This is a genomic window from Pseudomonas sp. NPDC087029, assembly GCF_044745345.1.
Classification (GTDB): domain Bacteria; phylum Pseudomonadota; class Gammaproteobacteria; order Pseudomonadales; family Pseudomonadaceae; genus Aquipseudomonas; species Aquipseudomonas faucium.
Genome location: NZ_JBIVAB010000013.1, coordinates 125,000 through 149,047, shown reverse-complemented (window position 1 = coordinate 149,047; position 24,048 = coordinate 125,000). Strand labels below are relative to the sequence as shown.

22 protein-coding genes are annotated in these 24,048 nt (G+C 63.5%); 14 read left to right on the top strand and 8 right to left on the bottom strand.

Translation table 11 applies throughout. The features are described 5' to 3' along the window. The first annotated feature begins 92 nt into the window (after nucleotides 1-92). Nucleotides 93-1,004, top strand: coding sequence for an AraC family transcriptional regulator (locus ACIPG5_RS19825; RefSeq protein WP_176514923.1), 912 nt, complete (start codon nucleotides 93-95; stop codon nucleotides 1,002-1,004). A gap of 79 nt (nucleotides 1,005-1,083) precedes the next feature. Here ACIPG5_RS19825 and ACIPG5_RS19820 read toward each other — a convergent pair whose 3' ends face one another. Both ACIPG5_RS19820 and ACIPG5_RS19815 read right to left on the bottom strand, forming a co-directional pair. Continuing rightward, nucleotides 1,084-1,602, bottom strand: coding sequence for an RrF2 family transcriptional regulator (locus ACIPG5_RS19820; protein ID WP_401377389.1), 519 nt, complete (start codon nucleotides 1,600-1,602; stop codon nucleotides 1,084-1,086). 82 nt (nucleotides 1,603-1,684) lie between these two features. Further along, on the bottom strand, nucleotides 1,685-3,064 hold the full coding sequence (locus ACIPG5_RS19815; protein WP_401377386.1) for an NAD(P)-binding domain-containing protein: 1,380 nt from the start codon (nucleotides 3,062-3,064) through the stop codon (nucleotides 1,685-1,687). A gap of 538 nt (nucleotides 3,065-3,602) precedes the next feature. Between ACIPG5_RS19815 and ACIPG5_RS19810 the strand changes: the two genes are divergently transcribed. Then, nucleotides 3,603-4,802 (top strand): NAD(P)/FAD-dependent oxidoreductase, encoded by a 1,200-nt coding sequence (locus ACIPG5_RS19810; RefSeq protein ID WP_401377384.1) that lies wholly within the window; start codon nucleotides 3,603-3,605, stop codon nucleotides 4,800-4,802. Between the two features lie 233 nt (nucleotides 4,803-5,035). Further along, nucleotides 5,036-6,661: a methyl-accepting chemotaxis protein gene (locus ACIPG5_RS19805; protein ID WP_401377381.1), complete on the top strand. Its 1,626-nt coding sequence runs from the start codon at nucleotides 5,036-5,038 to the stop codon at nucleotides 6,659-6,661. 101 nt (nucleotides 6,662-6,762) lie between these two features. Here ACIPG5_RS19805 and ACIPG5_RS19800 read toward each other — a convergent pair whose 3' ends face one another. Next, entirely contained in the window at nucleotides 6,763-8,169 is a 1,407-nt protein-coding gene (locus ACIPG5_RS19800; RefSeq protein ID WP_401377378.1) for a purine-cytosine permease family protein, read from the bottom strand. 317 nt (nucleotides 8,170-8,486) lie between these two features. On the opposite strand from ACIPG5_RS19800, the gene ACIPG5_RS19795 reads away from it, so the two are divergent. The 10 genes from ACIPG5_RS19795 (at nucleotide 8,487) to ACIPG5_RS19750 (ending at nucleotide 18,361) form a co-directional block, all read left to right on the top strand. Further along, entirely contained in the window at nucleotides 8,487-8,972 is a 486-nt protein-coding gene (locus ACIPG5_RS19795; RefSeq protein ID WP_176514935.1) for a flavin reductase family protein, read from the top strand. 66 nt (nucleotides 8,973-9,038) lie between these two features. Next, nucleotides 9,039-10,082 carry an LLM class flavin-dependent oxidoreductase gene (locus tag ACIPG5_RS19790; RefSeq protein WP_236238434.1) on the top strand — a complete coding sequence of 348 codons (1,044 nt, stop codon included), beginning with the start codon at nucleotides 9,039-9,041 and terminating at the stop codon, nucleotides 10,080-10,082. A 473-nt stretch (nucleotides 10,083-10,555) separates the two neighbouring features. Further along, entirely contained in the window at nucleotides 10,556-11,152 is a 597-nt protein-coding gene (locus tag ACIPG5_RS19785) for an amino acid synthesis family protein (protein WP_003256068.1), read from the top strand. 66 nt (nucleotides 11,153-11,218) lie between these two features. Further along, on the top strand, nucleotides 11,219-12,052 hold the full coding sequence (locus ACIPG5_RS19780) for an alpha/beta fold hydrolase (protein WP_236235691.1): 834 nt from the start codon (nucleotides 11,219-11,221) through the stop codon (nucleotides 12,050-12,052). Next, nucleotides 12,049-13,530, top strand: coding sequence for an aldehyde dehydrogenase (locus ACIPG5_RS19775; protein ID WP_401377373.1), 1,482 nt, complete (start codon nucleotides 12,049-12,051; stop codon nucleotides 13,528-13,530). The genes ACIPG5_RS19780 and ACIPG5_RS19775 overlap by 4 nt, the downstream gene beginning before the upstream one ends. Before the next feature lie 13 nt (nucleotides 13,531-13,543). Continuing rightward, entirely contained in the window at nucleotides 13,544-14,029 is a 486-nt protein-coding gene (locus tag ACIPG5_RS19770) for a flavin reductase family protein (protein ID WP_176514943.1), read from the top strand. A 175-nt stretch (nucleotides 14,030-14,204) separates the two neighbouring features. After that, nucleotides 14,205-14,594, top strand: a complete 390-nt coding sequence (locus ACIPG5_RS19765) for a carboxymuconolactone decarboxylase family protein (RefSeq protein ID WP_176514945.1) — start codon at nucleotides 14,205-14,207, stop codon at nucleotides 14,592-14,594. Between the two features lie 88 nt (nucleotides 14,595-14,682). Continuing rightward, nucleotides 14,683-15,435: a GntR family transcriptional regulator gene (locus ACIPG5_RS19760; RefSeq protein ID WP_176514947.1), complete on the top strand. Its 753-nt coding sequence runs from the start codon at nucleotides 14,683-14,685 to the stop codon at nucleotides 15,433-15,435. A gap of 2 nt (nucleotides 15,436-15,437) precedes the next feature. Beyond that, the gene (locus ACIPG5_RS19755) at nucleotides 15,438-16,001 is read left to right on the top strand and encodes an NUDIX hydrolase (protein WP_176514949.1); all 564 of its coding nucleotides are present in this window, start codon (nucleotides 15,438-15,440) and stop codon (nucleotides 15,999-16,001) included. Nucleotides 16,002-16,177: 176 nt separating this feature from the next. Beyond that, the gene (locus ACIPG5_RS19750) at nucleotides 16,178-18,361 is read left to right on the top strand and encodes a response regulator (RefSeq protein WP_401377368.1); all 2,184 of its coding nucleotides are present in this window, start codon (nucleotides 16,178-16,180) and stop codon (nucleotides 18,359-18,361) included. A 10-nt stretch (nucleotides 18,362-18,371) separates the two neighbouring features. Here ACIPG5_RS19750 and ACIPG5_RS19745 read toward each other — a convergent pair whose 3' ends face one another. Further along, nucleotides 18,372-18,986 (bottom strand): LysE family translocator, encoded by a 615-nt coding sequence (locus ACIPG5_RS19745; protein ID WP_401377365.1) that lies wholly within the window; start codon nucleotides 18,984-18,986, stop codon nucleotides 18,372-18,374. A gap of 112 nt (nucleotides 18,987-19,098) precedes the next feature. Here ACIPG5_RS19745 and ACIPG5_RS19740 point away from each other — a divergent pair, with 112 nt between their 5' ends. Beyond that, nucleotides 19,099-19,551 carry an Lrp/AsnC family transcriptional regulator gene (locus ACIPG5_RS19740; RefSeq protein ID WP_236235686.1) on the top strand — a complete coding sequence of 151 codons (453 nt, stop codon included), beginning with the start codon at nucleotides 19,099-19,101 and terminating at the stop codon, nucleotides 19,549-19,551. A gap of 39 nt (nucleotides 19,552-19,590) precedes the next feature. Here the strand turns inward: ACIPG5_RS19740 and ACIPG5_RS19735 are convergent, their stop codons facing one another. The 4 genes from ACIPG5_RS19735 to ACIPG5_RS19720 all read right to left on the bottom strand — a co-directional run bounded on the left by ACIPG5_RS19735 (nucleotide 19,591) and on the right by ACIPG5_RS19720 (nucleotide 23,558). Next, nucleotides 19,591-20,097 carry a DUF3304 domain-containing protein gene (locus ACIPG5_RS19735; RefSeq protein ID WP_401377428.1) on the bottom strand — a complete coding sequence of 169 codons (507 nt, stop codon included), beginning with the start codon at nucleotides 20,095-20,097 and terminating at the stop codon, nucleotides 19,591-19,593. A gap of 65 nt (nucleotides 20,098-20,162) precedes the next feature. Next, the gene (locus ACIPG5_RS19730) at nucleotides 20,163-20,690 is read right to left on the bottom strand and encodes a DUF3304 domain-containing protein (protein WP_401377362.1); all 528 of its coding nucleotides are present in this window, start codon (nucleotides 20,688-20,690) and stop codon (nucleotides 20,163-20,165) included. Next, nucleotides 20,677-22,950, bottom strand: a complete 2,274-nt coding sequence (locus ACIPG5_RS19725) for a T6SS phospholipase effector Tle1-like catalytic domain-containing protein (protein WP_401377359.1) — start codon at nucleotides 22,948-22,950, stop codon at nucleotides 20,677-20,679. The genes ACIPG5_RS19730 and ACIPG5_RS19725 overlap by 14 nt, the downstream gene beginning before the upstream one ends. 68 nt (nucleotides 22,951-23,018) lie before the next feature. Beyond that, nucleotides 23,019-23,558, bottom strand: coding sequence for a DUF3304 domain-containing protein (locus ACIPG5_RS19720; RefSeq protein WP_314616087.1), 540 nt, complete (start codon nucleotides 23,556-23,558; stop codon nucleotides 23,019-23,021). Nucleotides 23,559-24,048: the final 490 nt, after the last annotated feature.

The window sequence follows — 24,048 nt, the reverse complement described above, 5'->3', positions numbered from 1 at the left end:
CCTTCGGTGTGTGTGCATACAGTCTGTTGGTTATAAGAAATACCCTCCATATTCGTCAGTCGCCTTTCCTTGCTCCTGAGTCTTTACATTAGATGATTTCGTCCAGCCCACTTGTCGATTGGTTATTAGAGGGCCTAGAGCTCGATGCCAGCCTGTTCCACGTCGGCCGCTACTGCGGCGGCTGGCATGCCAGCACCCAGGGCATGGGCCGGGCCAGTTTTCACCTGGTGGTGCAGGGGCATTGCTGGCTGCATGTCGATGGCCAGGCCGAGGCCGAGCGGCTGGAGGCCGGGGACGCGGTGTTTCTGCTGCGCGACATGGGCTATCGGCTGTCCAGCGACCAGGACCCGCTGAGCGCCTGCGCCCAGCCGCGCCAGGTGATGCAGGCGCTCGATAGCCAGGCGGCGGACGGCGTGGGGCTGGTGTGCGGGTTCTTTCACTTTCGCCCGGGGTTGTCGTCGTTGATCGTCGAGGGGCTGGCCGACCGTATCCTGTTGCGCGCCGATGAGCCTGCCGGGCACGCGGCGCGGGCGCTGTTCCAGTTGATCCTGGACGAATGCCAGCGCCTGCCGGCGCCTTCGCAGACCTTGCTGGAGCGGCTGACGCACTTGTTGTTCCTGTATGTGCTGCGCCAGCAGGTGCATGCCGGGCGTTCCCTGGGCGGTTTGGTGGCGCTGGCCCGGCAGCCGGCATTTGCCGGGTTGCTGGAGCGGCTGATCGAGGAGCCCGGGCAGGCCTGGACGCTGGAGAGCATGGCGGCGGTCACGGGGTTGTCGCGCTCGGCGTTTTTCAAGCGCTTCAACGAACTGGCCGGGCAGTCGCCGGGGCAGGTGCTGCTGGCGCTGCGCATGCGCCATGCCTGCCAGTTGCTGCAGGCGGGCAACACCGTGGAGCAGGTGGGCGCGCAGGTGGGGTATCAGTCGGTGGCGGCGTTTACCCGGGCGTTTGCCAAGGCGGTGGGGGTGCAACCGGGGGCGTATCGGCGCCAGCACGAGGGGCGCTGAAGGTCTGCTGCCTGTGAGGGCCCTATCGCCGGCAAGCCGGCTCCCACAGGTACTTCGCAGATTTGCGGGGCTGCGCAGGTCAAGCCTGGCTCGCCGGGATACGCCGCTCGCCCATCCACTCACCGACCTGCCGGCCAAACTCCACCGGGGCCTTGCGCCCGACGCGGCGGGCCAGGTCGAGAATGGTCTGCTGGGCCAGGGCGTCTTCCATGCGCTTCTGCGCCCCCTGCATCACCGCGTGGATCGCGCAGGTGCCTTCGGTCGCCCAGCCCGGCGCCGAACCCTCGAACAGCGAGCAGCGTTCGCGAATCTCGCGGCAGTCGAAGATCTTCTTCGGCCCGTCGATGGCGTTGACGATGTCCAGCACGGTGATTTCGTCCGACGGCCGGGCCAGGCGAAAGCCGCCGCGCACGCCTTCGGTGGCCACCACCAGCTTGGCGCGCGCCAGCTTGGTGAACACCTTGGCCAGGTATTCCTGGGGCACGCCTTGCAGCTCGGCAAGATCACGCACGCTGGACTCGCGCGTGTCACCGCGCTCGTCCACGAGGTAGAGCAGGCAATGGATGCCGTATTCGACGCCAGCACTGTAAAGCGACATTTCAATCTCCGACCAACTTTGTCGCAAATAATACGCCGGTCGCGCCGGGTCGCCAACCTCGCCGTGCTGCAACCGCGGGCGGTTACCGGCGCAGAGCCTTGACCTGGGCTTGCTTGCCGTCCGTTTCGCGCAGGTATTCCTGCAGCGAGTCGTCCATCGCCTGCAGCCAGCGGGTGTGGTGGGGCACCGCCTGGGTGCCGGTGATCACCGAGCGGTAGGACTTGTCGCGATAACCCATGATGTCGTGCTTCTTGTCCTGCTTCCATTGCAGGAAGATGCGATTGACCGCGTCGATGTCGAAGCTTGGGTAGTCGGTCTGCTCGATCAGGTGGCAGATGTAGCGGCCCTGGAATTCATACATCGAGGCCGTGGTCTGCAGGCCCTCCTCGTCCTCGCGCCAGCGCTTGCTGTCGGCTTGCATGGCCGCCTTGGCCGGTAGCTCGATGCGCCCGAGCATGTAGTCGCGGGCGAACCAGGCCTGGGCGTCGAACAGGTTGAAGCTGTACCACAGGTCCTGCATGCCCAGGTACAGCAACTGCGGGTTGCGCTCCCAGACCACGCCCTGGTACAGGCCCGCAGGCCACAGGCGGTTGTTGGTCTTGAGGGTCAGCTCATCGGGCAGGAACGGGAAGTGATGCTGGTAGCCGGTGCACAGGATGATGGCGTCCACGCGCTTGTGCGAGCCATCGGCGAAGTACGCCAGGTCATTCTCCACCCGCACCAGCTGCGGGCGCTCTTCCCAGCCTTTGGGCCATTTGTAGCCCATCGGCTGGGTGCGAAACGCCGTGGTGATCGAGCGCGCACCGTACTTGTAGCACTGCGAGCCGATGTCTTCGGCCGAGTAGCTGCTGCCAACGATGAGCAGGTCCTGGCCCTTGAATTCCACCGCTTCGCGAAAATCGTGGGCGTGCAGGATGCGCCCGGTGAAGCGCTCGAAGCCTGCGAATTCCGGCACGTGCGGCGTAGAGAAGTGGCCGCTGGCGACCACCACGTAATCGAACACCTGCTCGATGCTGGCCCCTGTGCCGTAGTCGTGGGCGCTGACGGTGAACGTGCGCGTCTGCTCATCGAAGCTGACGTGCTTGACCACGGTGTTGAAGCGGATGAAATCGCGCACCCCAGCTTTCTGCACACGGCCTTGGATGTAGTCCCACAGCACCTCGCGCGGCGGATACGAGGAAATCGGCCGGCCGAAATGTTCATCGAAGCTGTAGTCGGCGAACTCCAGGCACTCCTTGGGGCCGTTGGACCACAAGTAGCGGTACATGCTGCCGTGCACCGGCTCGCCATGCTGGTCGAGCCCGGTGCGCCAGGTGTAGTTCCACATGCCGCCCCAGTCGGCCTGCTTTTCGAAGCAGACGATGTGCGGCATGGGGGCGCCCTGGGCATGGGCGGACTGGAAGGCACGCAGTTGCGCAAGGCCGGACGGGCCGGCACCGATGATAGCTACACGAAGAGTCATAGTGATTCCTGAACAGTTGAACGCTGAAAAAGATGCAAAGGCTCCCCAACCCCAAACGGCAAATGGCCGGGGGTGGTGGAATTCAGGCGTTACGGCGCAGGTGGAGGGACGGGGCGTTTGCGCATCTGGCTGAGCAGGATGTTGGCGGGCGGAATCGACAACACGTGGAACAGGCTGGAAAGCGGGGAGAGGGGCATGGGGGTGGGCCCGTATCCATCAGCACAGGGTGCGTAATGGGGGCCTGAGGGGCGCAAGATACGTGTGATCTCGTACATGGGGGCTGAAATGGCCTCTTTTCTTTGTGGTTTCCTTTTTATCTATAACGGATGGGGGGGGTGAGATCAAGGCTTGCGCCCCGCCGCCCTGCCCGCCTGCGAAGCAGAAATTGCCTACAGCCCACCGATCAGTTGCCTGCACGGTACGAAGAAAAAACTTGCAAAGAGAAACTACGACCAATAGAGTCGTAGTTATTCGAGAGACACCTGCCGTGTGATCGAAGCCTTCTTCATTCCCTGTACGACATCTGCGGAGCAGCTGCATGAAATCCAACATCCTGATCATCGGTGCCGGTTTCGCCGGCGTATGGAGCGCCCTGAGTGCCGCGCGCCTGCTCGACCAGGCCCAGCGCGACGACCTGAGCATCAGCGTGCTCGCGCCACAGCCGGAGCTGCACATTCGCCCCCGCCTCTACGAAGCCAACGCGCACACCTTGAAGGCGCCCGTGGGCGAGCTGTTCGAGGCCGTTGGCGTGCGTTTCATCAGCGGCAGCGCCGAGGCCATCGACGCCGACGCCCGCAGCGTGCGCTACATCGACAGCCACGGCCAGCCACAGCAAATCAGCTATGACCGGCTGATCCTGGCCGCCGGCAGCCAGGTTGCACGCCCGGCAGTCCCGGGCCTTGCCGAGCACACCTTCGATGTCGACCAGATGGCGTCGGCCGTGCGCCTTGAGCAGCACCTGGCGAGCCTGGCCGCCCTGCCCGACTCGCCTGCACGCAACACCGTGGTGGTGTGTGGCGGTGGCTTCACCGGCATCGAAACCGCCACTGAAATGCCCGCACGCCTGCGCGCCGTGCTGGGAGACAGCGCTGTGCGGGTGTTGCTGGTCGACCGTGGCGCCAGTGTTGGCGCGGCCTTGGGCGCGGGGATCAAGCCATCGATCGTCGCCGCCTCCAAGCATGCAGGCGTCGAGTGGCTGACCGGCAGGTCGGTGGTTGCGGTCGATGCCGGTGGCGTCACCCTGGACAATGGCGACTACATCGCCAGCAAGACCGTGATCTGGACCGTCGGCGTCAAAGCCAGCCCGCTGACTGCGCAGGTTGCCGGCGAGCGCGACGCGTTCGGCCGGCTCAAGGTCGATGACCACCTCAAGGTGGTGGGCCAGCCGCATATCTACGCCACCGGCGATACCGCCTGGGCGGCCGTGGACGAGGTCGGCAACCACGCCCTGATGACCTGCCAGCACGCCATCCCCATGGGCCGCCACAGTGGCAACAACGCCATGGCCGACCTGCTCGGCGTGCAGCCGGTGGTGTACCGCCAGCCCAAGTACGTCACCTGCCTGGACCTCGGTGACTGGGGCGCGGCCTACAGTGAAGGCTGGGAGCGCGAACTGAAGCTGCATGGCCAGGAAGGCAAGGACCTGAAACGCCAGATCAACACCGTCTGGATCTACCCGCCAGCCGCCGACCGCGCCGTGGCGCTGGCAGCGGCAGACCCGCAGATCGCCATCGTTTAAGCGCAATATCCTGGCATATCCGTCAAGTAATGACGGATATGCCTTTTTATGTCCTTTTATTGAATAACTGGTCAATCATGATGGCCATATGGCATCATCTAAATCAAAAAGCATGCACGAGGGTGAGACACACACTTAAATCCGCAGCGCATCGAGAGCCCGGCATCCCCCGCTGACCCGGCCTCCCGCCCATGCTCTTGACGCCCTGCACGCCAACGTCAAGGAGCAATTCCATGCAACTCCGGAATATGAAGATCGGCATTCGCGCTGCCAGCGTATTCGCCCTGTTGGGCGTACTGGTCCTGTCCATGGGCCTTATCGCACTGTATGAAACCCGCCAGATGGACAAGGCCACCGACGAAATCCGCATCACCTGGATCCCGGCCGTGGTCGCCCTCAGTGAAATCGGCAGCAACCTCGGCCGCGCCCGTGCGGTCACCCTGCGCGCCGCGCTGGATGACGACGCCAGCGAACGGGCACGCAGCATCGAGATGCTCAACGGCATCAAGGCCCAGCTCGAAGAGGGCCTGAAGGACTACGAAGACACCATCATCGCCGCCGATGACCGCGCCCTGTTCGACGCCTTCAACAGCGCTCGGCAGCAGTATTTCGGCCTGCAGGCCAAGGTGCTGCAGGACCTTGCCGCCGGCCGCGAGGCCGAGGCCAGGCACCAGATCACCGGCCCGCTGTCGCAGCACGCCGACAGCATGATGAAGGCCATGAGCGCACTGATCGCCTACAACGGCAAAGGCGCCGAAGGGGCGTCCGAGCGCAGCAGCCATGTGGCCGAACAGGCCTTTGTCGCCGTCATCGGCTCGCTGCTGGTGATCATGCTCGCCCTGGCCAGCATCGCCATCCTGCTCACCCGCAGCATCGTGGTGCCGCTGGCCGACGCGGTGGCCGTGGCCGAACGGGTGGCCACCGGCGACCTGACCCAGGACATCCAGGTCAGCGGCCGCGACGAACCGGCCATGCTGTTGCGCGCGCTGAGCCGCATGCAGGCCAGCCTGCGTGACACCATCCGCAAGATCGCCGCCTCCTCCGACCAGCTGGCCTCGGCCTCCGAAGAGCTGCACACGGTCACCGAAGACACCAGCCGCGGCCTGCACCAGCAAAGCGCGGAAATCGACCAGGCAGCCACTGCCGTCAACCAGATGACCGCTGCCGTGGAAGAGGTGGCGAACAACGCGGTCAGCACCGCCGACGCCTCCCAGGGCGCCGACCGCACCACCCGTGACGGGCGTGACCAGGTCAACCAGGCACTGGCTTCGCTGCAGCACCTGGTCACGGATGTGACCGGCACCTCTGCCGAAATCGAACAGCTGGCCAGCAACGCCAACGAGATCAGCCGCGTGCTCGATGTGATCGGCGCCATTGCCGGGCAGACCAACCTGCTGGCCTTGAACGCCGCCATCGAGGCGGCGCGGGCCGGCGAAGCGGGCCGTGGCTTTGCCGTGGTGGCCGATGAAGTGCGCGCCCTCGCCCACCGCACCCAACAGTCGACGGCGGAGATCGAGCAGATGATCGCCGGGATCCAGAACGGTACCGAGCGGGCGGTGACGGCCATGCACAGCAGCCAGGGGCGCGCCACCGGCACGCTGGAAGTGGCCGAGGGTGCCGGGCAGGCGCTGGAGGTGATTGCCGAGGCGATCGCCTCGATCAACCAGCGCAACCTGGTGATTGCCAGTGCCTCGGAGCAGCAGGCGCAGGTGGCGCGGGAGGTGGATCGCAACCTGGTCAACATTCGTGACCTGGCGATGCAGACGTCGGCGGGGGCCAATCAGACCAGTGCGGCGGCGCAGGACTTGTCGCGCCTGGCGGTGGACCTGAATGGGATGGTGGCGCAGTTCAAGGTCTGAGCTGAAACAGCTGGGGCCGCCTTGCGGCCCATCGCGGGCAAGCCCGCTCCTGTAGGAGCGGATTCATCCGCGATGGGCTGCAAAGCAGCCCCTTTCACGCATCACTCGTTGACACTGACCGCCCGCACCAGCTTCTCGGCAGCCTTGCCCCGGGTAGCCAGGCAGTAGTACAGCGGCACCGTCACCACCAAGCCGAACAGCCACGACAGGTCAGCCCCTTCGACGATGTTCGAATACGGCCCCACGTACAGCGACGTATTGGCAAACGGCAGCTGCACCAGGATCCCGCAGGCATAGGCAATGATCGCGTGATGGTTGAAGCGCCCATAAATGCCGCCATCGGCGCTGAAGATCGAAGCGATGTCGTACTGCCCCTTCTTGATCAGGTAGAAGTCGATCAGGTTGATCGACGCCCATGGCACCAGCACCAGCAGCAGCGCCAGGATCAGCCCGATGAACTGGCCGATGAAGCCCGCCGAGGCATTCAGCGCGACCATGCAGCACGCCAGCAGAATCACCGATGCCAGGATCACCCGCACCTTGATGCTCGGCGTCCACTGGGCGACGAAGGTCTGGATGGCGGTGACGATCGACAGCACCGCGCCATACAGGTTGAGGGCGTTGTGGCTGATGATGTTGAGCAGGAACAGCACCATCAAAATCGGCCCCAGCCAGCCGGTGGCCTGCTTGACCGCATCCATCGCGTCGGTGCCCTGCGGCACGCACAGCACCGCCACGGCACCGAAGCTGAAGCACAGGATGGTGCCCAGGGTGGCGCCAAAGTAAGTCGCCCAGAACGGCCTGGCGATGCCCACTTCCTTGGGCAGGTAGCGCGAATAGTCGGAGGTGTAGGGCGAGAAGCTGATCTGCCAGATGGTGCCCAGCGACACCGTGGCGATGAAGCCCGACAGGTTGAACGCGCCGCGGCTGAAGAAGTCGGCCGGCAGTGGCTGCACGAACATCATGATGAAGCCGGCCAGCAATGCCGAGCCCATCACCCAGGTGCCGATGCGGTTGAGGATATGAATGAAGCGGTAGCCGATCACGCCGATGGCCGTGGCGCTCAGGGCACCGATGACGATGGCGCCCGGCATCGGCACGCTGGGCGCGATGCCATGGATGGTCTTGCCCGCCAGGACGATGTTGGAAATGAAGAAGCCGACATAGATCAGCGCGGTGAAGAACACGATCAGCAGCGCGCCATACCGGCCGAACTGGCCCCGGCTCTGCACCATCTGCGGAATGCCCAGCTGCGGTCCCTGCGCAGAGGCCAGGGCGATGACCACGCCCCCCAGAAGGTGACCCAGCACGATGGCGATCAGGCCCCACAACAGGTTCAGGTGGAACACCTGCACCACCATGGCGCCGGTGACGATGGGCAGTGGCGCGATGTTGGTACTGAACCAGAGGGTGAACAGGTCGCGCGCCTTCCCATGGCGCTCGGCAGGTGGAACGTAATCGACCGTGTGATTCTCGACAAACTGGTGTTGCGATGACGGTTGGGACATGGTTTTCAGCTCGAAAGGTCGTTTTTATCTTTGTAAGGAAACCGCATCTAGGCGGCCTCTCAGCTGCGGACCATATTATGGTATTCCAAACTTTTGACAACACTGCTGCGGTCTAAAAATCGCCAACTGATCCGGTTCAGCAGCCGGGGCCAAGGCCCGTCGCTTTGGTCAAAGCCCCTGTTCATGCGGCTTTGCGCCATTCATCGTGAATTTTCGCGTTGGCGAAATTCCGCTTGCAAATCGAGTATTACGGTATACCATCAGACACATCAACGATAAAAACCGCGGACCACCGCAGCCCTTTCGAGGTACTCGCCATGATCGACGCAACCGTCTACAAGAACGTCCTGGGCTCCTTCCCGTCCGGCGTCACCGTCATCACTACCCTGGACGACGACGGCTCGATCGTCGGCCTCACCGCCAGCGCCTTCTCCTCCCTGTCGATGGACCCGCCGCTGGTGCTGTTCTGCCCCAACTACAGCTCCGACTCCTACCCGGTGCTGATCAAGCACAAGCGTTTCGCCATCCACCTGCTCTCTGGCGAACAGCAGGCCGAAGCCTATGCCTTCGCGAAAAAGGGCAAGGACAAGGCCAGCGGCATCGCCTGGACCTTGAGCGCACTGGGCAACCCCATCCTGGCCGGTGCCACCGCCGTGATCGAATGCGAGCTGTGGCGCGAGTACGAAGGTGGCGACCACGCCATCATGGTCGGCAAGGTGCACAACCTGATCGTCCCCGAGCAGGCGCCACGGCCGATGGTGTACTGCCGCGGCAAGATGGCCAGCCTGCCCGCCTTTGCCTGATACGCCCAGCTTTATTACTGACGCCTGGCGCGCCAGGCGAGACTTCCAAGCTTTGAGGAAAGCCCCATGAAATTTTCGTTGTTCGTGCACATGGAACGTTGGGATGAACAGGTCAGCCACCGCCAGCTGTTCGAAGACCTGACCGAACTGACCCTGATGGCCGAGAACGGCGGTTTCAGCACCGTGTGGATTGGCGAACACCACGCCATGGAATACACCATTTCGCCAAGCCCGATGCCCCTGCTGGCCTACCTGGCCGCGCGCACCGAGACCATTCGCCTGGGTGCCGGCACCATCATCGCGCCGTTCTGGAACCCGATCCGGGTGGCCGGCGAATGCGCCCTGCTCGACGTCATCAGCAACGGCCGCATGGAAGTGGGCCTGGCCCGCGGCGCCTACCAGTTCGAGTTCGACCGCATGGCCAATGGCATGCCGGCCACCGACGGCGGCAAGGCCCTGCGCGAGATGGTCCCGGCGGTGCGCCAGCTGTGGCAAGGCGACTACGCCCACGAAGGCGAAGTCTACAACTTCCCCACCTCCACCAGCGTGCCCAAGCCGGTGCAAAAAGGCATGCCGCCGATGTGGATCGCCGCCCGCGACCCGGATTCGCACAACTTCGCGGTGAAGAACGGTTGCAACGTGATGGTCACCCCGCTGATGAAAGGCGACGAAGAAGTGCTGGACCTGAAGAACAAGTTCCAGGCCGCGCTCGACAACAACCCCGAGGTGCCGCGCCCGCAACTGATGGTGCTGCGCCACACCCACGTGCACAGCCCGGCCGACCCGGACGGCTGGAAGATCGGTGCCCAGGCCATTTCGCGCTTCTACCGCACCTTCGATGCCTGGTTCGGCAACAAGACCACCCCGGTCAACGGCTTCCTGGAGCCGAGCCCGGAGTCGAAGTTCGCCGAGGTGCCGGCCTTCGCCCTGGAGAACATCCGCAAGAACACCATGATCGGCACCCCCGAAGAGATCATCGCGCGCATCAAGTACTACCAGGAACTGGGCGTCGACGAATTCAGCTTCTGGTGCGACAACAGCCTGCCCCACGCCGAGAAGAAGAAGTCGCTGGAGCTGTTCATCAAGGAAGTGGTGCCGGCGTTCGCCTGAATTCCCATTGCCTGAACCTGTTGCGGGACAAGCCCGCTCCCGGCGGCCCGCGTGGCCCTCGCGAGCGGGCGTTTTTTTGGGGCTCGTCGGGGTGGATTCGGCGCCAAGCAGATCGAGCGCCGCCCGCGCGGCGCATCGCGGATAAATCCGCTCCTACATTTGTTGCAACGTGCCTAAGCCTGATAGGCCATGGTTGTCAGCCTTGGTGGCACGACGCGATTTCTCGGCGGGTGCCAAAAGCGGACAACCATGGCCTGACAGACCGTGGCACGTTGCAACAAATGTAGGAGCGGATTTATCCGCGATGCGCCGCACGGGCGGCGCTGGATCTCAAGAGCGACACATCTCTCAAGCCCTGCACTCCCCACCTTTCGTCCCCCTCCCAAGAGAAATTTCAGCCCCCCTCTTGCACAACAAATATTATGGTATACCATCAGACAACAAGAGCTGATAACCCTCACCAGGAGCCCCCCATGAGTTTCGAAATCCGCAAGATCGTCACCTACTCCGAAGAGACCCGCATCGAAGGCGGCAAGGCCACCGACAAGCCGGTGACCATGGTCGGCCTGGCCGTCGTGATCAAGAACCCATGGGCCGGTCGCGGTTTCGTTGAAGATCTGAAGCCGGAAATCCGCGCCAACTGCTCCGAGCTCGGTGCCCTGATGGTCGAGCGCCTGACCGCCGCCATCGGCGGTGCCGACAAGATCGAAGCCTATGGCAAGGCAGCCGTGGTCGGCGCCGATGGCGAAATCGAGCACGCCTCCGCCGTGATCCACACCCTGCGTTTCGGCAACCACTACCGCGAAGCCGTGCAGGCCAAGAGCTACCTGAGCTTCACCAACAAGCGCGGCGGCCCGGGCACCTCGATCCAGATCCCGATGATGCAGAAGGACGACGAAGGCCTGCGCTCGCACTACATCACCCTGGAAATGCAGATCGAAGACGCCCCGCGTGCCGACGAAATCGTCGTGGTACTGGGCGCTGCCGACGGCGGCCGCCTGCACCCGCGCATCGGCAACCGCTACATCGACCTGGAAGAACTGGCGGCCGAAAAGGCCAACGCTCAATAACAACAACCAAGACGGGCCGGGGCGTTGCGTGCAAGCGCCACGCCCGACCTTCAAGGAGCGCCCTCCATGATTCAGCCTGTCGCTGAACGTACACCGGCCGGCACCAGTTACCTGGTCCAGGGCCAGGGCCAACCCGTGGTGCTGATCCACGGCGTGGGCCTGAACAAGGAAATGTGGGGCGGGCAGTTCGTGGGCCTGGCCAACGACTACCGCGTCATCGCCTACGACATGCTCGGCCACGGCCACAGCGCCTTGCCAGCGGCCGACATCGGCCTGGAAGGCTACGCCGCGCAACTGGCTGAACTGCTCGACCACCTGCAGATCGCCCAGGCCACCGTGATCGGCTTCTCCATGGGCGGCCTGGTGGCACGCGCCTTTGCCCTGCACTACCCACAGCGCCTGGCTGCGCTGGTGGTGCTCAACAGCGTGTTCAACCGCACGCCAGAGCAGAGCGCCGGGGTGATCGCCCGCGCCGCGCAAGCGGCCGAACAGGGCCCCGACGCCAACGTCGACGCCGCCCTGGACCGCTGGTTCAGCCGTGAATACAAGGCGGCCAACCCCGCGCAGGTCGCCGCGATCCGCCAGGTGCTGGCAAGCAACGACCCGCAGGGCTACCACACCACCTATTCGCTGTTCGCCACCCAAGACATGTACCGCGCAGGCGACCTGGGCAGCATCCAGGTGCCGACGCTGATCGCCACCGGCGAACTCGACGCCGGCTCCACCCCGGCCATGACCCGCCAGCTTGCCGCCAGCATTCCCGGCGCGCAGAGCGTGGTGCTGGCCGAGCAACGGCATATGATGCCGGTAGAGGCACCACGGGAAGTCAACAAGATGCTGCTGGACTTCCTCAGCCAAGCCCGCACCCTCACCGAATCCGCCAAGGGGATTGTTGCATGACCCTCGTTCGTTTCCAGATGTGCATCGACGGCCAATGGCTCGATGCCCACAGCGGCAAGACCTTCGACAGCCTCAACCCGGCTACCGCCCAGGCCTGGGCGCAACTGCCCGACGCCGACGAAACCGACGTCGAGCTGGCCGTGCAGGCCGCCCAGCGCGCCTTCGACAGCCCGGCCTGGCGCAGCATCACCGCCACCGCGCGCGGCAAGCTGCTGCGCCGCCTGGGTGACCTGATCGCCGAGAACAAGGAACACCTGGCCCAGCTCGAAAGCCGTGACAACGGCAAGCTGATCCGCGAAACCCGCGGCCAGGTCGGTTACCTGCCGGAGTTCTTCCACTACACCGCAGGCCTTGCCGACAAGCTCGAAGGCGGCACCCTGCCGCTGGACAAGCCCGACCTGTTCGCCTACACGGTGCACGAACCGATCGGCGTGGTAGCCGGGATCATCCCCTGGAACAGCCCGCTGTACCTGACCGCGATCAAGCTGGCCCCGGCCCTGGCGGCAGGCAACACCATCGTGCTCAAGCCGTCCGAACATGCCTCGGCGACCATCCTCGAACTGGCGCGCCTGGCCCATGAAGCCGGCTTCCCGCCGGGTGTGGTCAACGTGGTCACCGGCTACGGCCCAAGCACCGGCGCGGCCCTGACCCGCCACCCGCTGGTGCGCAAGATCGCCTTCACCGGCGGCGCCGCCACCGCCCGCCACGTGGTGCGCAGCAGCGCCGAGAACTTCGCCAAGCTGTCGCTGGAGCTGGGCGGCAAGTCGCCGAACATCATCTTCGCCGACGCCGACCTTGACAGCGCCATCAACGGCGCCGTGGCCGGCATCTATGCCGCTTCCGGGCAGAGCTGCGTGGCCGGCTCGCGCCTGCTGGTGCAAGACGAGATCTTCGACGAGTTCGTCGCCCGCCTGATCGAGCGCGCCAAGCGCATCCGCATCGGCAACCCGCAGGACGACGCCAGCGAAATGGGGCCGATGGCCACCGCCCAGCAACTGGCCGTGGTCGAAGGCCTGGTGGCGGCGGCCAAGGCCGAAGGCGCCAAGCTGCACCTGGGCGGCAAGCGTGCCGAGGTCGAAGGGGATGGCTGGTTCTACGAGCCGACCCTGTTCGAGTGTGACAGCAACTCGATGAGCATCATGCAGGAAGAAGTGTTCGGCCCGGTCGCGGCGGTGATCCGCTTCAAGACCGAGGAGCAGGCCCTGGCCATGGCCAACGATTCGCAGTTCGGCCTGGCGGCCGGCATCTGGACCCGCGACCTGGGCCGTGCCCACCGCCTGGCCCGCGATGTGCGCTCGGGGATCATCTGGGTCAACACCTACCGCGCAGTGTCGGCCATGGCGCCGATCGGCGGCTTCAAGAACAGCGGCTACGGCCGTGAAAGCGGCATCGATTCGGTGCTGGCCTATACCGAGCTGAAGACCGTGTGGATCAACCTGTCCACCGCGCCGATGCCCGACCCGTTCGTGATGCGTTGAGAGGTAGCACAAGATGATCGAACCCGGCATCTACAAAGACGTGATGGGCTCCTTCCCGTCCGGCGTCACGGTGGTCACCACCCTGGACGCCGACGGCGGCATCGTCGGCATCACCGCCAGCGCCTTCAGCGCGCTGTCGATCGAGCCGGCGCTGGTGCTGTTCTGCCCCAACTACGCCTCCGACACCTACCCGATCCTGCGTGACAGCAAGCAGTTCGCCATCCACCTGCTGTCCGCCGACCAGACCGCCGAGGCCTATGCCTTCGCCGGCAAGGGCAAGGACAAGGCCAAGGGCATCGACTGGCACCTGAGCGAGCTGGGCAACCCGCTGCTGGCCAAGGCCACGGCGATCATCGAGTGCGAACTGTGGCGCGAGTACGACGGCGGTGACCACGCGATCATCGTCGGGGCGGTGAAGAACCTGGTGCTGCCGGCCGACCCGGCGACACCGATGGTCTACCACAAGGGCAAGCTGGGCGCCCTGCCGCCCTTGGGTTGATGTTGAGAGGGGCTGCTTTGCAGCCCAATCGCCGGCAAGCCGGCTCCTACAGGTTTTGTGGGAGCCGGCTTGCCGGCGATCGGGCCGCGCAGCGGCCCCGTGCCACCCCCTTTCCAGGGGCCGCGCTACCCCTCACCACTCGGTTGCGGCCCCTGTTTTTATTCGGAGCGATGCCATGAGCAACGAAAAGTACGAAAAAGGCCTGAAGATCCGCACCCAGGTGCTGGGCGAGGACTACGTCAACCGCTCCATGCAGAACGCCGACGACTTCACCAAGCCCTTGCAGGAACTGGTCACCGAGTACTGCTGGGGCCACGTCTGGGGCCGCGAAGGCTTGTCGCTCAAAGAGCGCAGCATGATAAACTTGGCAATGATTTCCGCGCTCAACAGGCCCCACGAGCTCAAATTGCACATTCGCGGCGCATTGCGTAATGGCCTGAGCCGTGAACAGATTCGCGAGATCCTGCTCCAGGTCGGTATTTATTGCGGCGTGCCCGCGGCGGTGGACAGTTTCCGCCTGGCCCGCGAAGCGTTCGCCGAAGCCGACACGGAGTCAACCCGTTAACAACGGGCTGTTCGAACCACTGCAAGGAGTGCCCAGGTTCGGGGTGCTCCGTGATGTTGGCGCAACAGCCTCATAAAGAGCGCACCTGATGAAACGCCAGCCACTCGACGACAGCTTCAAGGTCAACCGTAACCCCGTTACCCTGCGTGAAATCGTGCTCGACAAGCTGCGGGGCGCGATCATGAACTTCCACCTGCTGCCGGGCGACCGCCTGGTCGAGCGCGACCTCTGCGACCGCCTCGGCGTCAGCCGCACCTCGGTGCGCGAAGCCCTGCGCCACCTGGAGTCCGAAGGGCTGGTGGAGTTCGCCGACGCCAAGGGCCCGCGCGTGGCCATCATCACCCTGGAAGATGCCCGCGACATCTACGAGCTGCGCTGCGTGCTCGAAGGTTTGATCGTGCAGCTGTTCACCCTCAACGCCAAGGCCAAGGACATCCGCGCCCTGGAGCGGGCGCTGGAGGTCAACCGCGAGGCGCTCGAGGAAGGCGAGCTGCAACAGGTGCTGGATTCGGTGCAGGGCTTCTACGACGTGCTTCTGGAAGGCTCCGGCAACCAGGTCGCGGCGCAGCAGCTGCGCCAGTTGCAGGCACGCATCAGCTACCTGCGCGCCACCTCGGTGTCGCAGGAGAACCGCCGCGGCGCCAGCAACCGCGAAATGGAAAAGATCGTCGAGGCGATCAAGAGCGGCGACCCGCTGGCCGCCCACCAGGCCTCGGTCGATCACGTGCGCGCCGCCGCCAAGGTGGCCCTGGACTACCTGCGCCAGAAGCAGGACGACAACGCCAAGGTGCGCGAAATCGTCGAGCCCCTGGTCCTCAAAGAACCACGCATAGGCCGCTGAACATGCCCACCGCCCCGCGCTACTGTCCGCACTGCACCACGGAACTGGCCCGGGGCGTTCCCACCGGCGACACCCACGAGCGCCTGCACTGCCCCGGCTGCGGCTACATCCACTACATCAACCCGAAGATCATCGCCGGCTGCATCATCGAGCGCGAGGGCAAGTACCTGCTGTGCCAGCGCGCCATCCCGCCGCGCCCCGGCACCTGGACCTTGCCGGCCGGGTTCATGGAAGCGGGTGAAACCACCGAGCAGGCGGCCCTGCGCGAGGTGTGGGAGGAAAGTGGCGTGCGCGGAGAGATCGTCTCGCCGTATTCGATCTTCAGCGTGCCGACCATCTCCGAGGTGTACATCATCTTCCGCGCCATCGCCACCGAAGAGACCGGGCAGTACGGGCCGGAAACCCTGGCCTACAAGTTCTTCGCGCCCGATGAGATCCCTTGGGACGAGATCTACTACCCGGCGATCCGGCAGATCCTCGAGCGCTACATTCTCGAGCGCCAGGCGGGGGTGTATGGCATCTACATGGGCAACGACGATACCGGCAAGGTGCATTTCATCCGCTGAGCCTGGGATGGCCCTATCGCCGGCAAGCCGGCTCCCACAGGTAACCCACTGCCCTCAGGCCTGTGCATCACCTGTGGGAGCCGGCTTGCCGGCGATGAGGCCAGGCACAATCCCCTCGCCAATTCGCCATTCTCAGTGCACCCTTGTCATCCCGGTCTAAAGGAATGGCAAAACACATGGCGAAATGGCTAGAGGGCGGCGGGCAGATGGCCGAGCGCATCCGCCAGCACGATTGGAGCAACACCCCCCTTGGCCCCCTGGAGGCCTGGCCCGACGCACTGAAACTTTCGGTCGCCCTGTGCCTGGGCTCGCGCTTCCCCCAGGCGGTGCTCTGGGGCCCCGAGCTGATTACCCTGTACAACGACGCCTTCACCCCGATCCTGGGCCGCAAGCCGCTGGCCCTGGGCCGCCCGTTCAGCGACGTGTGGCAGGAAGCCTGGGGCGAAATCGCCGAGATGGCCGCGCGCGCCATGGCCGGCGAAGCGGTGTACATCGAAGACTTCCCGCTGGTCATCGACCGCAACGGCGGCCCCGAACGCGCCTACTTCACCTTCTGCTACAGCCCGATACGGGGCGTCGACGGCCGCGTGCTGGGCATGCTCGACACGGTCACCGAAACCACCACCAACGTGGTCAACAGCCAGCGCCTGAGCTTTCTCGACAGCCTGAGCCGCGAAGTGGCCAACGCCACCGACCCCGAGCGGATCATGGCCATCACCACGGCCATGCTGGTGGAGCACCTGCAGCTGTCCAGCTGCGCCTATGCAGTGATGGACGCCGACCAGGATGGCTTCAACATCTGCGGCGATGCGGTGGCGCCTGGCTCGCCCCGGCTGATCGGGCAGTACCGCCTGGCCGATTTCGGCCGCCTGGCCGTCAGCCGCCTGCGCGCGGGCGAGGCGCTGGTGATCAACGACAACCTCAGCGAACTGCCCCGCGAAGAAGCCGCGACCTTCCAGGCCATCGGCATTACCGCGACCATCTGCATGCCGCTGATCAAGGATGGGCGCCTGACCGCGCTGATGGCCATCCACGACAAGGCGCCGCGGGTGTGGACTGGCTACGAGCTGCGCATGATCCGCGAAGTGACCGAGCGTTGCTGGTCGCATATCCAGCGGGTGCAGGCCCACGCCGAGGTGCGCGAGGCGATGGCGGCCCTGGAAGTGCTCAATGCCACCCTGGAGCAGCGCGTCGAAGAGCGCACGACCCAGCTGCTGCACACCGAAGCCGTGCTGCGCCAGGCGCAGAAGCTCGAAGCCATCGGCCAGTTGACCGGCGGCGTGGCCCATGACTTCAACAACCTGCTGACCATCATCCGTTCGTCGCTGCACTTTCTGCAGCGCCCCGGCCTCGACGAAGGCCGCCGCGAGCGTTACCTCAAGACCATGGCCGACAGCGTCGACCGCGGCGCCAAGCTGACCGGCCAGTTGCTCGCCTTCGCCCGCAAGCAGGCCTTGAGCCCGCAAGTGTTCGAGGCCGGGCCGCGCCTGCAGGCCATGGCCGACATGCTCGACACCGCCACCGGCGCGAGGATCCAGGTGGAGCTGCAGCTGCCCACGCAGCCTTGCCATATCCGCGCCGACCTCGGCCAGCTCGAAACCTCGGTGATCAACCTGATGCTCAATGGCCGCGATGCCATGGCCGGCGAAGGCACCTTGCGCCTGCGCCTGCAGGCCGGCCAGCGCATGCCTGGCCTGCGCGGGCAGCCGGCGCCAGGCGGGGTATTTGCCGCCATTTCGGTGACCGACACTGGCGTGGGTATCGCCGCCGGGCTGCTGGAACGCATCTTCGATCCGTTCTTCACCACCAAGGCGCCTGGTGAGGGCACCGGCCTGGGCCTGTCCCAGGTGTTCGGTTTCGCCAAGCAGTCCGGCGGCGACATCGAGGTGGCCAGCGTCGAGGGCCAGGGCACCACCTTCACCCTGTACCTGCCGCAAGAGGCGCCGCCTGCCGCAGCCGAGGCTGGCGCTGCGCTGCCCGCCGCGCCCCATGCGGCAGGTGCACGGCGGCGGATATTGGTGGTGGAGGACAACCCCGACCTGGGCACCTTCACCACGCACATCCTGCAAGATCACGGCTACCAGGTCAGCTGGGCGCACTCGGCCGAAGACGCCCTGGCCCAGTTGGCCGGCCCGGCGGGCGAATTCGATGCGGTGTTTTCCGACGTGGTGATGCCGGGCATGGGCGGCCTGGCACTGGCCCGCGAACTGCGCCGCCAGCGGCCGCAGCTGCCGGTGATCCTGACCTCGGGTTACAGCGAGGCGATCGCCGAGGGCGGCCACGACGGCTTTGCCTTCCTGGCCAAACCCTATTCGGCGGAGCAGGTGTGCCAGATGCTGGCCAAGGTGCTGGGTAGGTGAGCGATTGCCGTCAGCGCATTTGCCCGATGATCAACCCCGTGGCCACCAGTATCATCGCCAACCCCGACACCCTGCCTACCAGCTTCGCCGCCCCCGGCCGGGTGCTGAGCACCGCCTTGGCGCCATAGCCCACCAGCGAATAGATCACCAGCGAGCTGCACAGGTGCACCAGCCCCAGCAACAGGATCTGCAACGGCACCGGCCAGCTGGATTGCGGGTCGGTGAACTGCGGCAGCAAGGCCAGGAACAACAAGAACACCTTGGGGTTGAGCCCGCTGACGCAAAAGCCCTTGAAGGCCCAGCGCGACCCCGTTTCCCCGGCACCGCCCTGCCCCGCCTCGGGCAATGCCGGGCTCAGCAGCAGGTTGCCGCCCAGCCACAGCAGGTAGGTGCTGCCAGCCAGGGTCAGCAAGGTCAACGCCAGCGGGTGCCCGGCCAGCAGGCTGCCGACCCCCGCCGCCACCACCAGGGTGGCCAGAAAATGCCCCGACAGCATCCCCGCCACCGCCGGCATCACCCAGCGCCCGCGCATGCCCGCCGAGATGGCGTAGGCCCAGTCGGCGCCGGGGGTAATCACGAACAACAAGGACACGGCCCAGAACGCCGTCAGCACACTGATCGCCACTTCACGTCTTCCTTCACAAGGTTTGCGGTTGCTGGAAAGCGTAAAGATTTCGCCTGAGGATTTTCTTCCGTATATTTCCCCGAAACCTCTATTTACTGGAAGATTCTCCCCAATGGACCGCACAGACAGGAAGATCCTTGCCGAGCTGCAAAAAGATGGTCGCCTGTCGGTGACCGAGTTGGCCGACCGCGTGGGCCTGAGCCTGTCGCCGTGCCACCGGCGGCTCAAGGCGCTGGAAGAGAGCGGCGCCATCCTCGGCTACCACGCCCGCCTGGCGCCGAGCGCGCTGGGGCTCAATTTCGCCGCGTTAGTGTTCGTCACCCTGCGCGAAGTGACCCGGCAGCCGGTGGCGGACTTCGAGGCGGCCGTCAGCGCAATACCGCAGATCGTCGAGGCGCAGCGGCTGTTTGGCGACCCGGATTACCTGCTGCATGTGGTGGCCAAGGACTTGCCGGCGTTTCAGAAGCTGTATGACGAGCAGTTGACCAGCATTCCCAATGTGAAGCGGCTGAGTTCGACGCTGGTGATGAAAGAGGTGATTCAGGACCGCATGCTGCCGATGTAGGCTTTTCGACCGGTCCCAACAGTTGTGACGAGCGAGCTGTCATTTGGGGCAAGACCGTGGCTCCGGCATTTCGAGCGGGGCCTTGATCGGGTATTCAGGGCTACCGTAGGCGTAGCAGGAGGTAGTGACCTGTACGTCGTCACAGGGCAGGAAGTGCACTGTGAGGCCGCAAACTTTTTGGCCGGTATAGTCTGGCACTGGAACTAGTTTGCTGTGCTGACGTTTTTGGGCTCTCGCAGCATCTCGCCAAGCAAAGTATTTTTCGCGATCCGCAAACCCCGGAAAACCTGCAGAACTCCACACTCCTGTTTCACATTCTATCTGCACATTCATGCCTGGATACCACTGCTCAGGGGCGATGAAACAACAGCCCCCACCGCCCCCTTGGTATGCCCCGATGATGTCGATACCCGAGCGCCCATCCACACTGAACCTATTGATCGCCCAGTGGGTGTGGTTAATCGCTTCGATAGTGCTGGCCTGCACATGCGAAACAGTCCAAACGATAGAGGCGAGCAACAGCGCTGCACGCCCAGTAAGCGACATGACTGCATCGGTTTTGCACATCGGTTGATCTGATACAGGTACTGTGGAGCAAGCGTGCCTCTTGTTCATTTCGGGCATGACTTCGACTCCGGCATCTCTAGCGGGGCCTTGATCGGGTATTCAGGGCTACCGTAGGCGTAGCAGGAGGTAGTGACCTGTACGTCGTCACAGGGCAGGAAGTGCACTGTGAGGCCGCAAACTTTTTGGCCGGTATAGTCTGGCACTGGAACTAGTTTGCTGTGCTGACGTTTTTGGGCGCGAATTGCCCGAATCCAAGCAAGGTACTTCGCATGGTCTGCATAACCGGGAAACCCTTCCCAACTCCACACTCCAGTTTCCCAGTCGATACGCACAGTCATGCCGGGCTTCCAATGCTCAGGGACAATGTAGCAACAGCCCCCACCGCCCCCTTGGTATGCCCCGATGATGTCGATACCCGAGCGCCCATCCACACTGAACCTATTGATCGCCCAATGGGTGTGGTTAATCGCTTCAATAGTGCTGGCCTGCAGATGCGAAACAGTCAAAACATTGGTGGTCAAAAGCAGTGCTGTCAGCCAGGTTAGCCTCACGCTTGCATTAGCTTTGACCATCGTGGCCTCCCCCTGATTCGGCATAGTGCGCGGCCCACATATCGGCGATATCCCGTTGGATTCGTGCAGCGCGTTCCGCGTCCAGCGGATTCAGGTTGATATCGGCACGGGCTATGGATGCATCGCTATCAATCGCTTCGACCGGCACTGTCATCAGTGCCAAATCCCTGCGATTGGCATCACCGAAAAACACCATGCGCTCAGTGAAATAGCTGCCAAGTGGTTCGCGACCGCCCGCAATGGCCATGTTCAAGTAGGTGTCGTTGAGCGATGCATGGAGGAACCAGGCGCGCGAATCGTGAACATGATCGTCGAACAATGCCCGCAGCAGCCCTGCAGGCTGATCACGGTTGCGCGCTTCGTCCACCTCGCCTCGCAGAGATTCCGTGGTGTGGTTCTGCTGGCCTGCGGGTGGTGGGAACAATTGGCTGACCTTGGCTCTGCCACCCGCTTTCATCCGCTTGTGCTCGGCAAGGCATTGCTCAAGTGACGAGCTGCTCAGCCAATAGATGATCAAGGCCGGTCGATAAACCTTGTTTGCACGCCTGAAAAAGAGCAGGTAGGGGTCACTCTCCAGGTTGCGGTAGATTCGGCCGAACTCCTGGGCGGCTTCACGGAGTTGGGTCTTGGACTTGTCGGGGTCGTAGGACGGGATGCCCGGCTCCGAGGGTAACTTCGGAGCCCCACGGCGTTCGCGGTCTTGCTGGAGGGCACGGCGATTCATGACTTGTGCTTGTTTATTGTCACGGTCGACCTTGCCACGTGCACGCGCCTCCGGGGTCGCGTGCTCATCCGTTGCCCGGAGATAGAAATCAGTGTCTTTCAGGCTTTCGAAGGCGTAACGGTCGATACGCCAGGCGGTTAGCCAATCCATCTGGGTGCGCAAGGCATCTTCAAGGGAGATCTTCGCGGGCGCTGGTTGATAACTTTCAGATCGCTCGGACAGCGAAAACCTCGATTCAAGTTGCGCCCCTAAAGTTAACTGACGCCATGCATTGAAGCGACTGATGATTAACGGTGATACGAACAAATCATGCGCTGCTTCTGGTGCCAATGCCCTCCAATGATGATACTCGCTTTTCAACGCACTATTAGGAACCTTCAAAGGCGCACCATGGGCATATGCATCTGCATACATGTCTTGCAAGGCGATTTGCGATAGTAAAAGACCATCTCCGTCTTCGTTGTCCTGACTCCACGCCTTTCCCTGATCCCCAGGTACATACCCTCCTCCCTGATCACTATGCACCCCCGGGTAAATAACCTCGACACTATTATCCGGATAAGTCCCATCCTCCCGTCGAATCGACTCCAGCGGAAAACTCAGCCGCTGCTCATGGCTGGCGACGATATGCAGACACCGCTTGACCAATGCCCCACGGGGCAGCTCCTGGCTACCATCCCCCCACCCCATATGCCCATTGGCGACCGGTACCAGATCGGCCAGGCCAACCGATACAACGGTATCCAGCAGGCCCAGGTAATCCACACTGACCGGCAGCCTGGAACCTTCGATCGGCAGTGCCGGCGCCGCCTCATCGGCCACCAACAGCTCGTTCAACCAGCTGACGAAAGCCCGAGCCGCCGCGGCGCCCCGGGAGAAGCCGTAGACATACAGCTTGATGCCCACCAGCTTGGGATGTCCCGGCGATGGCTGCGCCAGCGCAAGGCGTAAGGGCTGCTCTATCGCCTTGAGCTGCTCGCGGAACACCTTGCGCCGGTAGCTGCGCCCCAGGATCCATTCGGTCCCGCGCCAGGTCCCCATGGCTTCGACCGCTGCCATCAGCTGGGCATTGTCCAGCCTGGGCAGATTCAACGAGCGGCGCAGGGCATCGATGACCATCAGCAGCGCCCAGTTGATCCGACGCTCCCCGCCCTGCGCAAACGCCAAGCCAGCCGTGTTGTAGTCCAGATCGCCAACTTCTGGGAATGGCGTCCCCACTCCAGGCATGTAGTACTTGTAGTACTGGCCATAGCCAATACCCGAGGCATCGGTCAGCCCACTTGCCAGGGGATTATGCGCGGTGCCCCCAGCGTGACCGGCGCCAATGGTGGCGCGAAACAGTCGAGCGATATTGGTGGGATGCGCCACTGTCGACTCGTACAGATCATGATTGAGGTTGTTGCCGGTGCCGTCGAAGAACAAGCTGATATGCAAGGTCTTGCAACATGGGGGCATGACTCGAAAGCCCGCAGCCAGCGACAAGTCATCCTGCAGCTTACGCTCCAGTTCGGTTTGCTGGCGCAGGTTCTGATTCACCTGCCGAGCACTTGGAGATAGGCGCCCTTCAAGCGGGAACGAGGGTGGGAAGCAGACGGGAGACTTGCTTATTTTGGGCATGACGGTGGCTCCGGCAGTTGGAGAGGTGCTTTGACTGGGTACTCAGGGCTGCCGTAGGCATGGCATGAAGTAGTGACCTGAACTTCATCACAAGGCAGGAAATGAACCGTGAGGCCGCAGGCCCCTTCGCCGGTGTAGTCAGGCACTGAAACAATCTTGCTGTGTTGCCGCTTTTGGAGTTCACCGGCGTCAACCCAAGCTTGAAACTTCGATTCATCAGCGAAACCCGGAAAGCCTGCTGAACTCCAGACTCCTGTTTCCCAGTCGATCCGAACATTCATATCTTGCTGCCATCGCTCAGGGACGATATAGCAACACCCTCCACCCCCTCCTTGATAAGCCCCAATGATGTCGACACCCGAACGCCCATCCACACTGAAGCGGTTGATCGCCCAGTGGGTGTGATTAATGGCTTCGATAGTGCTGGCGTGACTCGTTTGACCTAACAATGTGCCGGCGAAACTGGTCAGAAAAAAGATTGAGCAGGCGACAGGCCGGCGATCATGAAATAGCGGCAAGTTGAACATCGTGGCGCTCCACACCGGGAAGTCAGGCACCATGACGCACGTTGCCGATGTGAGCTAGACGCTGGGAAAAATAGAGAACCGTCCTACATTGACGGTGCTGTAGGCCTACAAAAAGATCGTACAAACAGCAGCTCTGACATGACTTTCAATAGCCCTACGAGATCAACTAAGGCTGCATTGAGGGCAGTTTCTATTCGATAGAACACTTTACCGATCGAGCGCCGACAAGCCGTTTTCTCATGGCAGGGCCTCAACAGACACCCATTTCCCCTGCCCCGCAATCGCGCACCACGCACCATCCCGGCACATCCGTTTGGATCCATTCCCACCCCAACCGCCCAAGCTCGGGCCTTGCCGCCCGATGGCCCGCTCCTTGCAACCACTCGTCCCTTAACCTTTTGTCAGCCTTAGCTTTTTTAACGTTTATGGGCACATATTTACTTATTTCTCCTAACCCCCGCACCCCGCATCATCGCTCCAACAAGAACGC

What these genes read in the sequence shown, in the direction of transcription:
- ACIPG5_RS19765 (WP_176514945.1), top strand. Translation starts at nt 14,205, where the DNA reads ATGAGCAACGAAAAGTACGAAAAAGGCCTGAAGATCCGCACCCAGGTG.
- ACIPG5_RS19790 (WP_236238434.1), top strand. Translation starts at nt 9,039, where the DNA reads ATGAAATTTTCGTTGTTCGTGCACATGGAACGTTGGGATGAACAGGTC.
- ACIPG5_RS19810 (WP_401377384.1), top strand. Translation starts at nt 3,603, where the DNA reads ATGAAATCCAACATCCTGATCATCGGTGCCGGTTTCGCCGGCGTATGG.
- ACIPG5_RS19735 (WP_401377428.1), bottom strand. Translation starts at nt 20,097, where the DNA reads ATGTCGCTTACTGGGCGTGCAGCGCTGTTGCTCGCCTCTATCGTTTGG.
- ACIPG5_RS19825 (WP_176514923.1), top strand. Translation starts at nt 93, where the DNA reads ATGATTTCGTCCAGCCCACTTGTCGATTGGTTATTAGAGGGCCTAGAG.
- ACIPG5_RS19740 (WP_236235686.1), top strand. Translation starts at nt 19,099, where the DNA reads ATGGACCGCACAGACAGGAAGATCCTTGCCGAGCTGCAAAAAGATGGT.
- ACIPG5_RS19795 (WP_176514935.1), top strand. Translation starts at nt 8,487, where the DNA reads ATGATCGACGCAACCGTCTACAAGAACGTCCTGGGCTCCTTCCCGTCC.
- ACIPG5_RS19785 (WP_003256068.1), top strand. Translation starts at nt 10,556, where the DNA reads ATGAGTTTCGAAATCCGCAAGATCGTCACCTACTCCGAAGAGACCCGC.
- ACIPG5_RS19775 (WP_401377373.1), top strand. Translation starts at nt 12,049, where the DNA reads ATGACCCTCGTTCGTTTCCAGATGTGCATCGACGGCCAATGGCTCGAT.
- ACIPG5_RS19720 (WP_314616087.1), bottom strand. Translation starts at nt 23,558, where the DNA reads ATGTTCAACTTGCCGCTATTTCATGATCGCCGGCCTGTCGCCTGCTCA.
- ACIPG5_RS19800 (WP_401377378.1), bottom strand. Translation starts at nt 8,169, where the DNA reads ATGTCCCAACCGTCATCGCAACACCAGTTTGTCGAGAATCACACGGTC.
- ACIPG5_RS19815 (WP_401377386.1), bottom strand. Translation starts at nt 3,064, where the DNA reads ATGACTCTTCGTGTAGCTATCATCGGTGCCGGCCCGTCCGGCCTTGCG.
- ACIPG5_RS19750 (WP_401377368.1), top strand. Translation starts at nt 16,178, where the DNA reads ATGGCGAAATGGCTAGAGGGCGGCGGGCAGATGGCCGAGCGCATCCGC.
- ACIPG5_RS19780 (WP_236235691.1), top strand. Translation starts at nt 11,219, where the DNA reads ATGATTCAGCCTGTCGCTGAACGTACACCGGCCGGCACCAGTTACCTG.
- ACIPG5_RS19760 (WP_176514947.1), top strand. Translation starts at nt 14,683, where the DNA reads ATGAAACGCCAGCCACTCGACGACAGCTTCAAGGTCAACCGTAACCCC.
- ACIPG5_RS19820 (WP_401377389.1), bottom strand. Translation starts at nt 1,602, where the DNA reads ATGTCGCTTTACAGTGCTGGCGTCGAATACGGCATCCATTGCCTGCTC.
- ACIPG5_RS19730 (WP_401377362.1), bottom strand. Translation starts at nt 20,690, where the DNA reads ATGGTCAAAGCTAATGCAAGCGTGAGGCTAACCTGGCTGACAGCACTG.
- ACIPG5_RS19770 (WP_176514943.1), top strand. Translation starts at nt 13,544, where the DNA reads ATGATCGAACCCGGCATCTACAAAGACGTGATGGGCTCCTTCCCGTCC.
- ACIPG5_RS19755 (WP_176514949.1), top strand. Translation starts at nt 15,438, where the DNA reads ATGCCCACCGCCCCGCGCTACTGTCCGCACTGCACCACGGAACTGGCC.
- ACIPG5_RS19805 (WP_401377381.1), top strand. Translation starts at nt 5,036, where the DNA reads ATGCAACTCCGGAATATGAAGATCGGCATTCGCGCTGCCAGCGTATTC.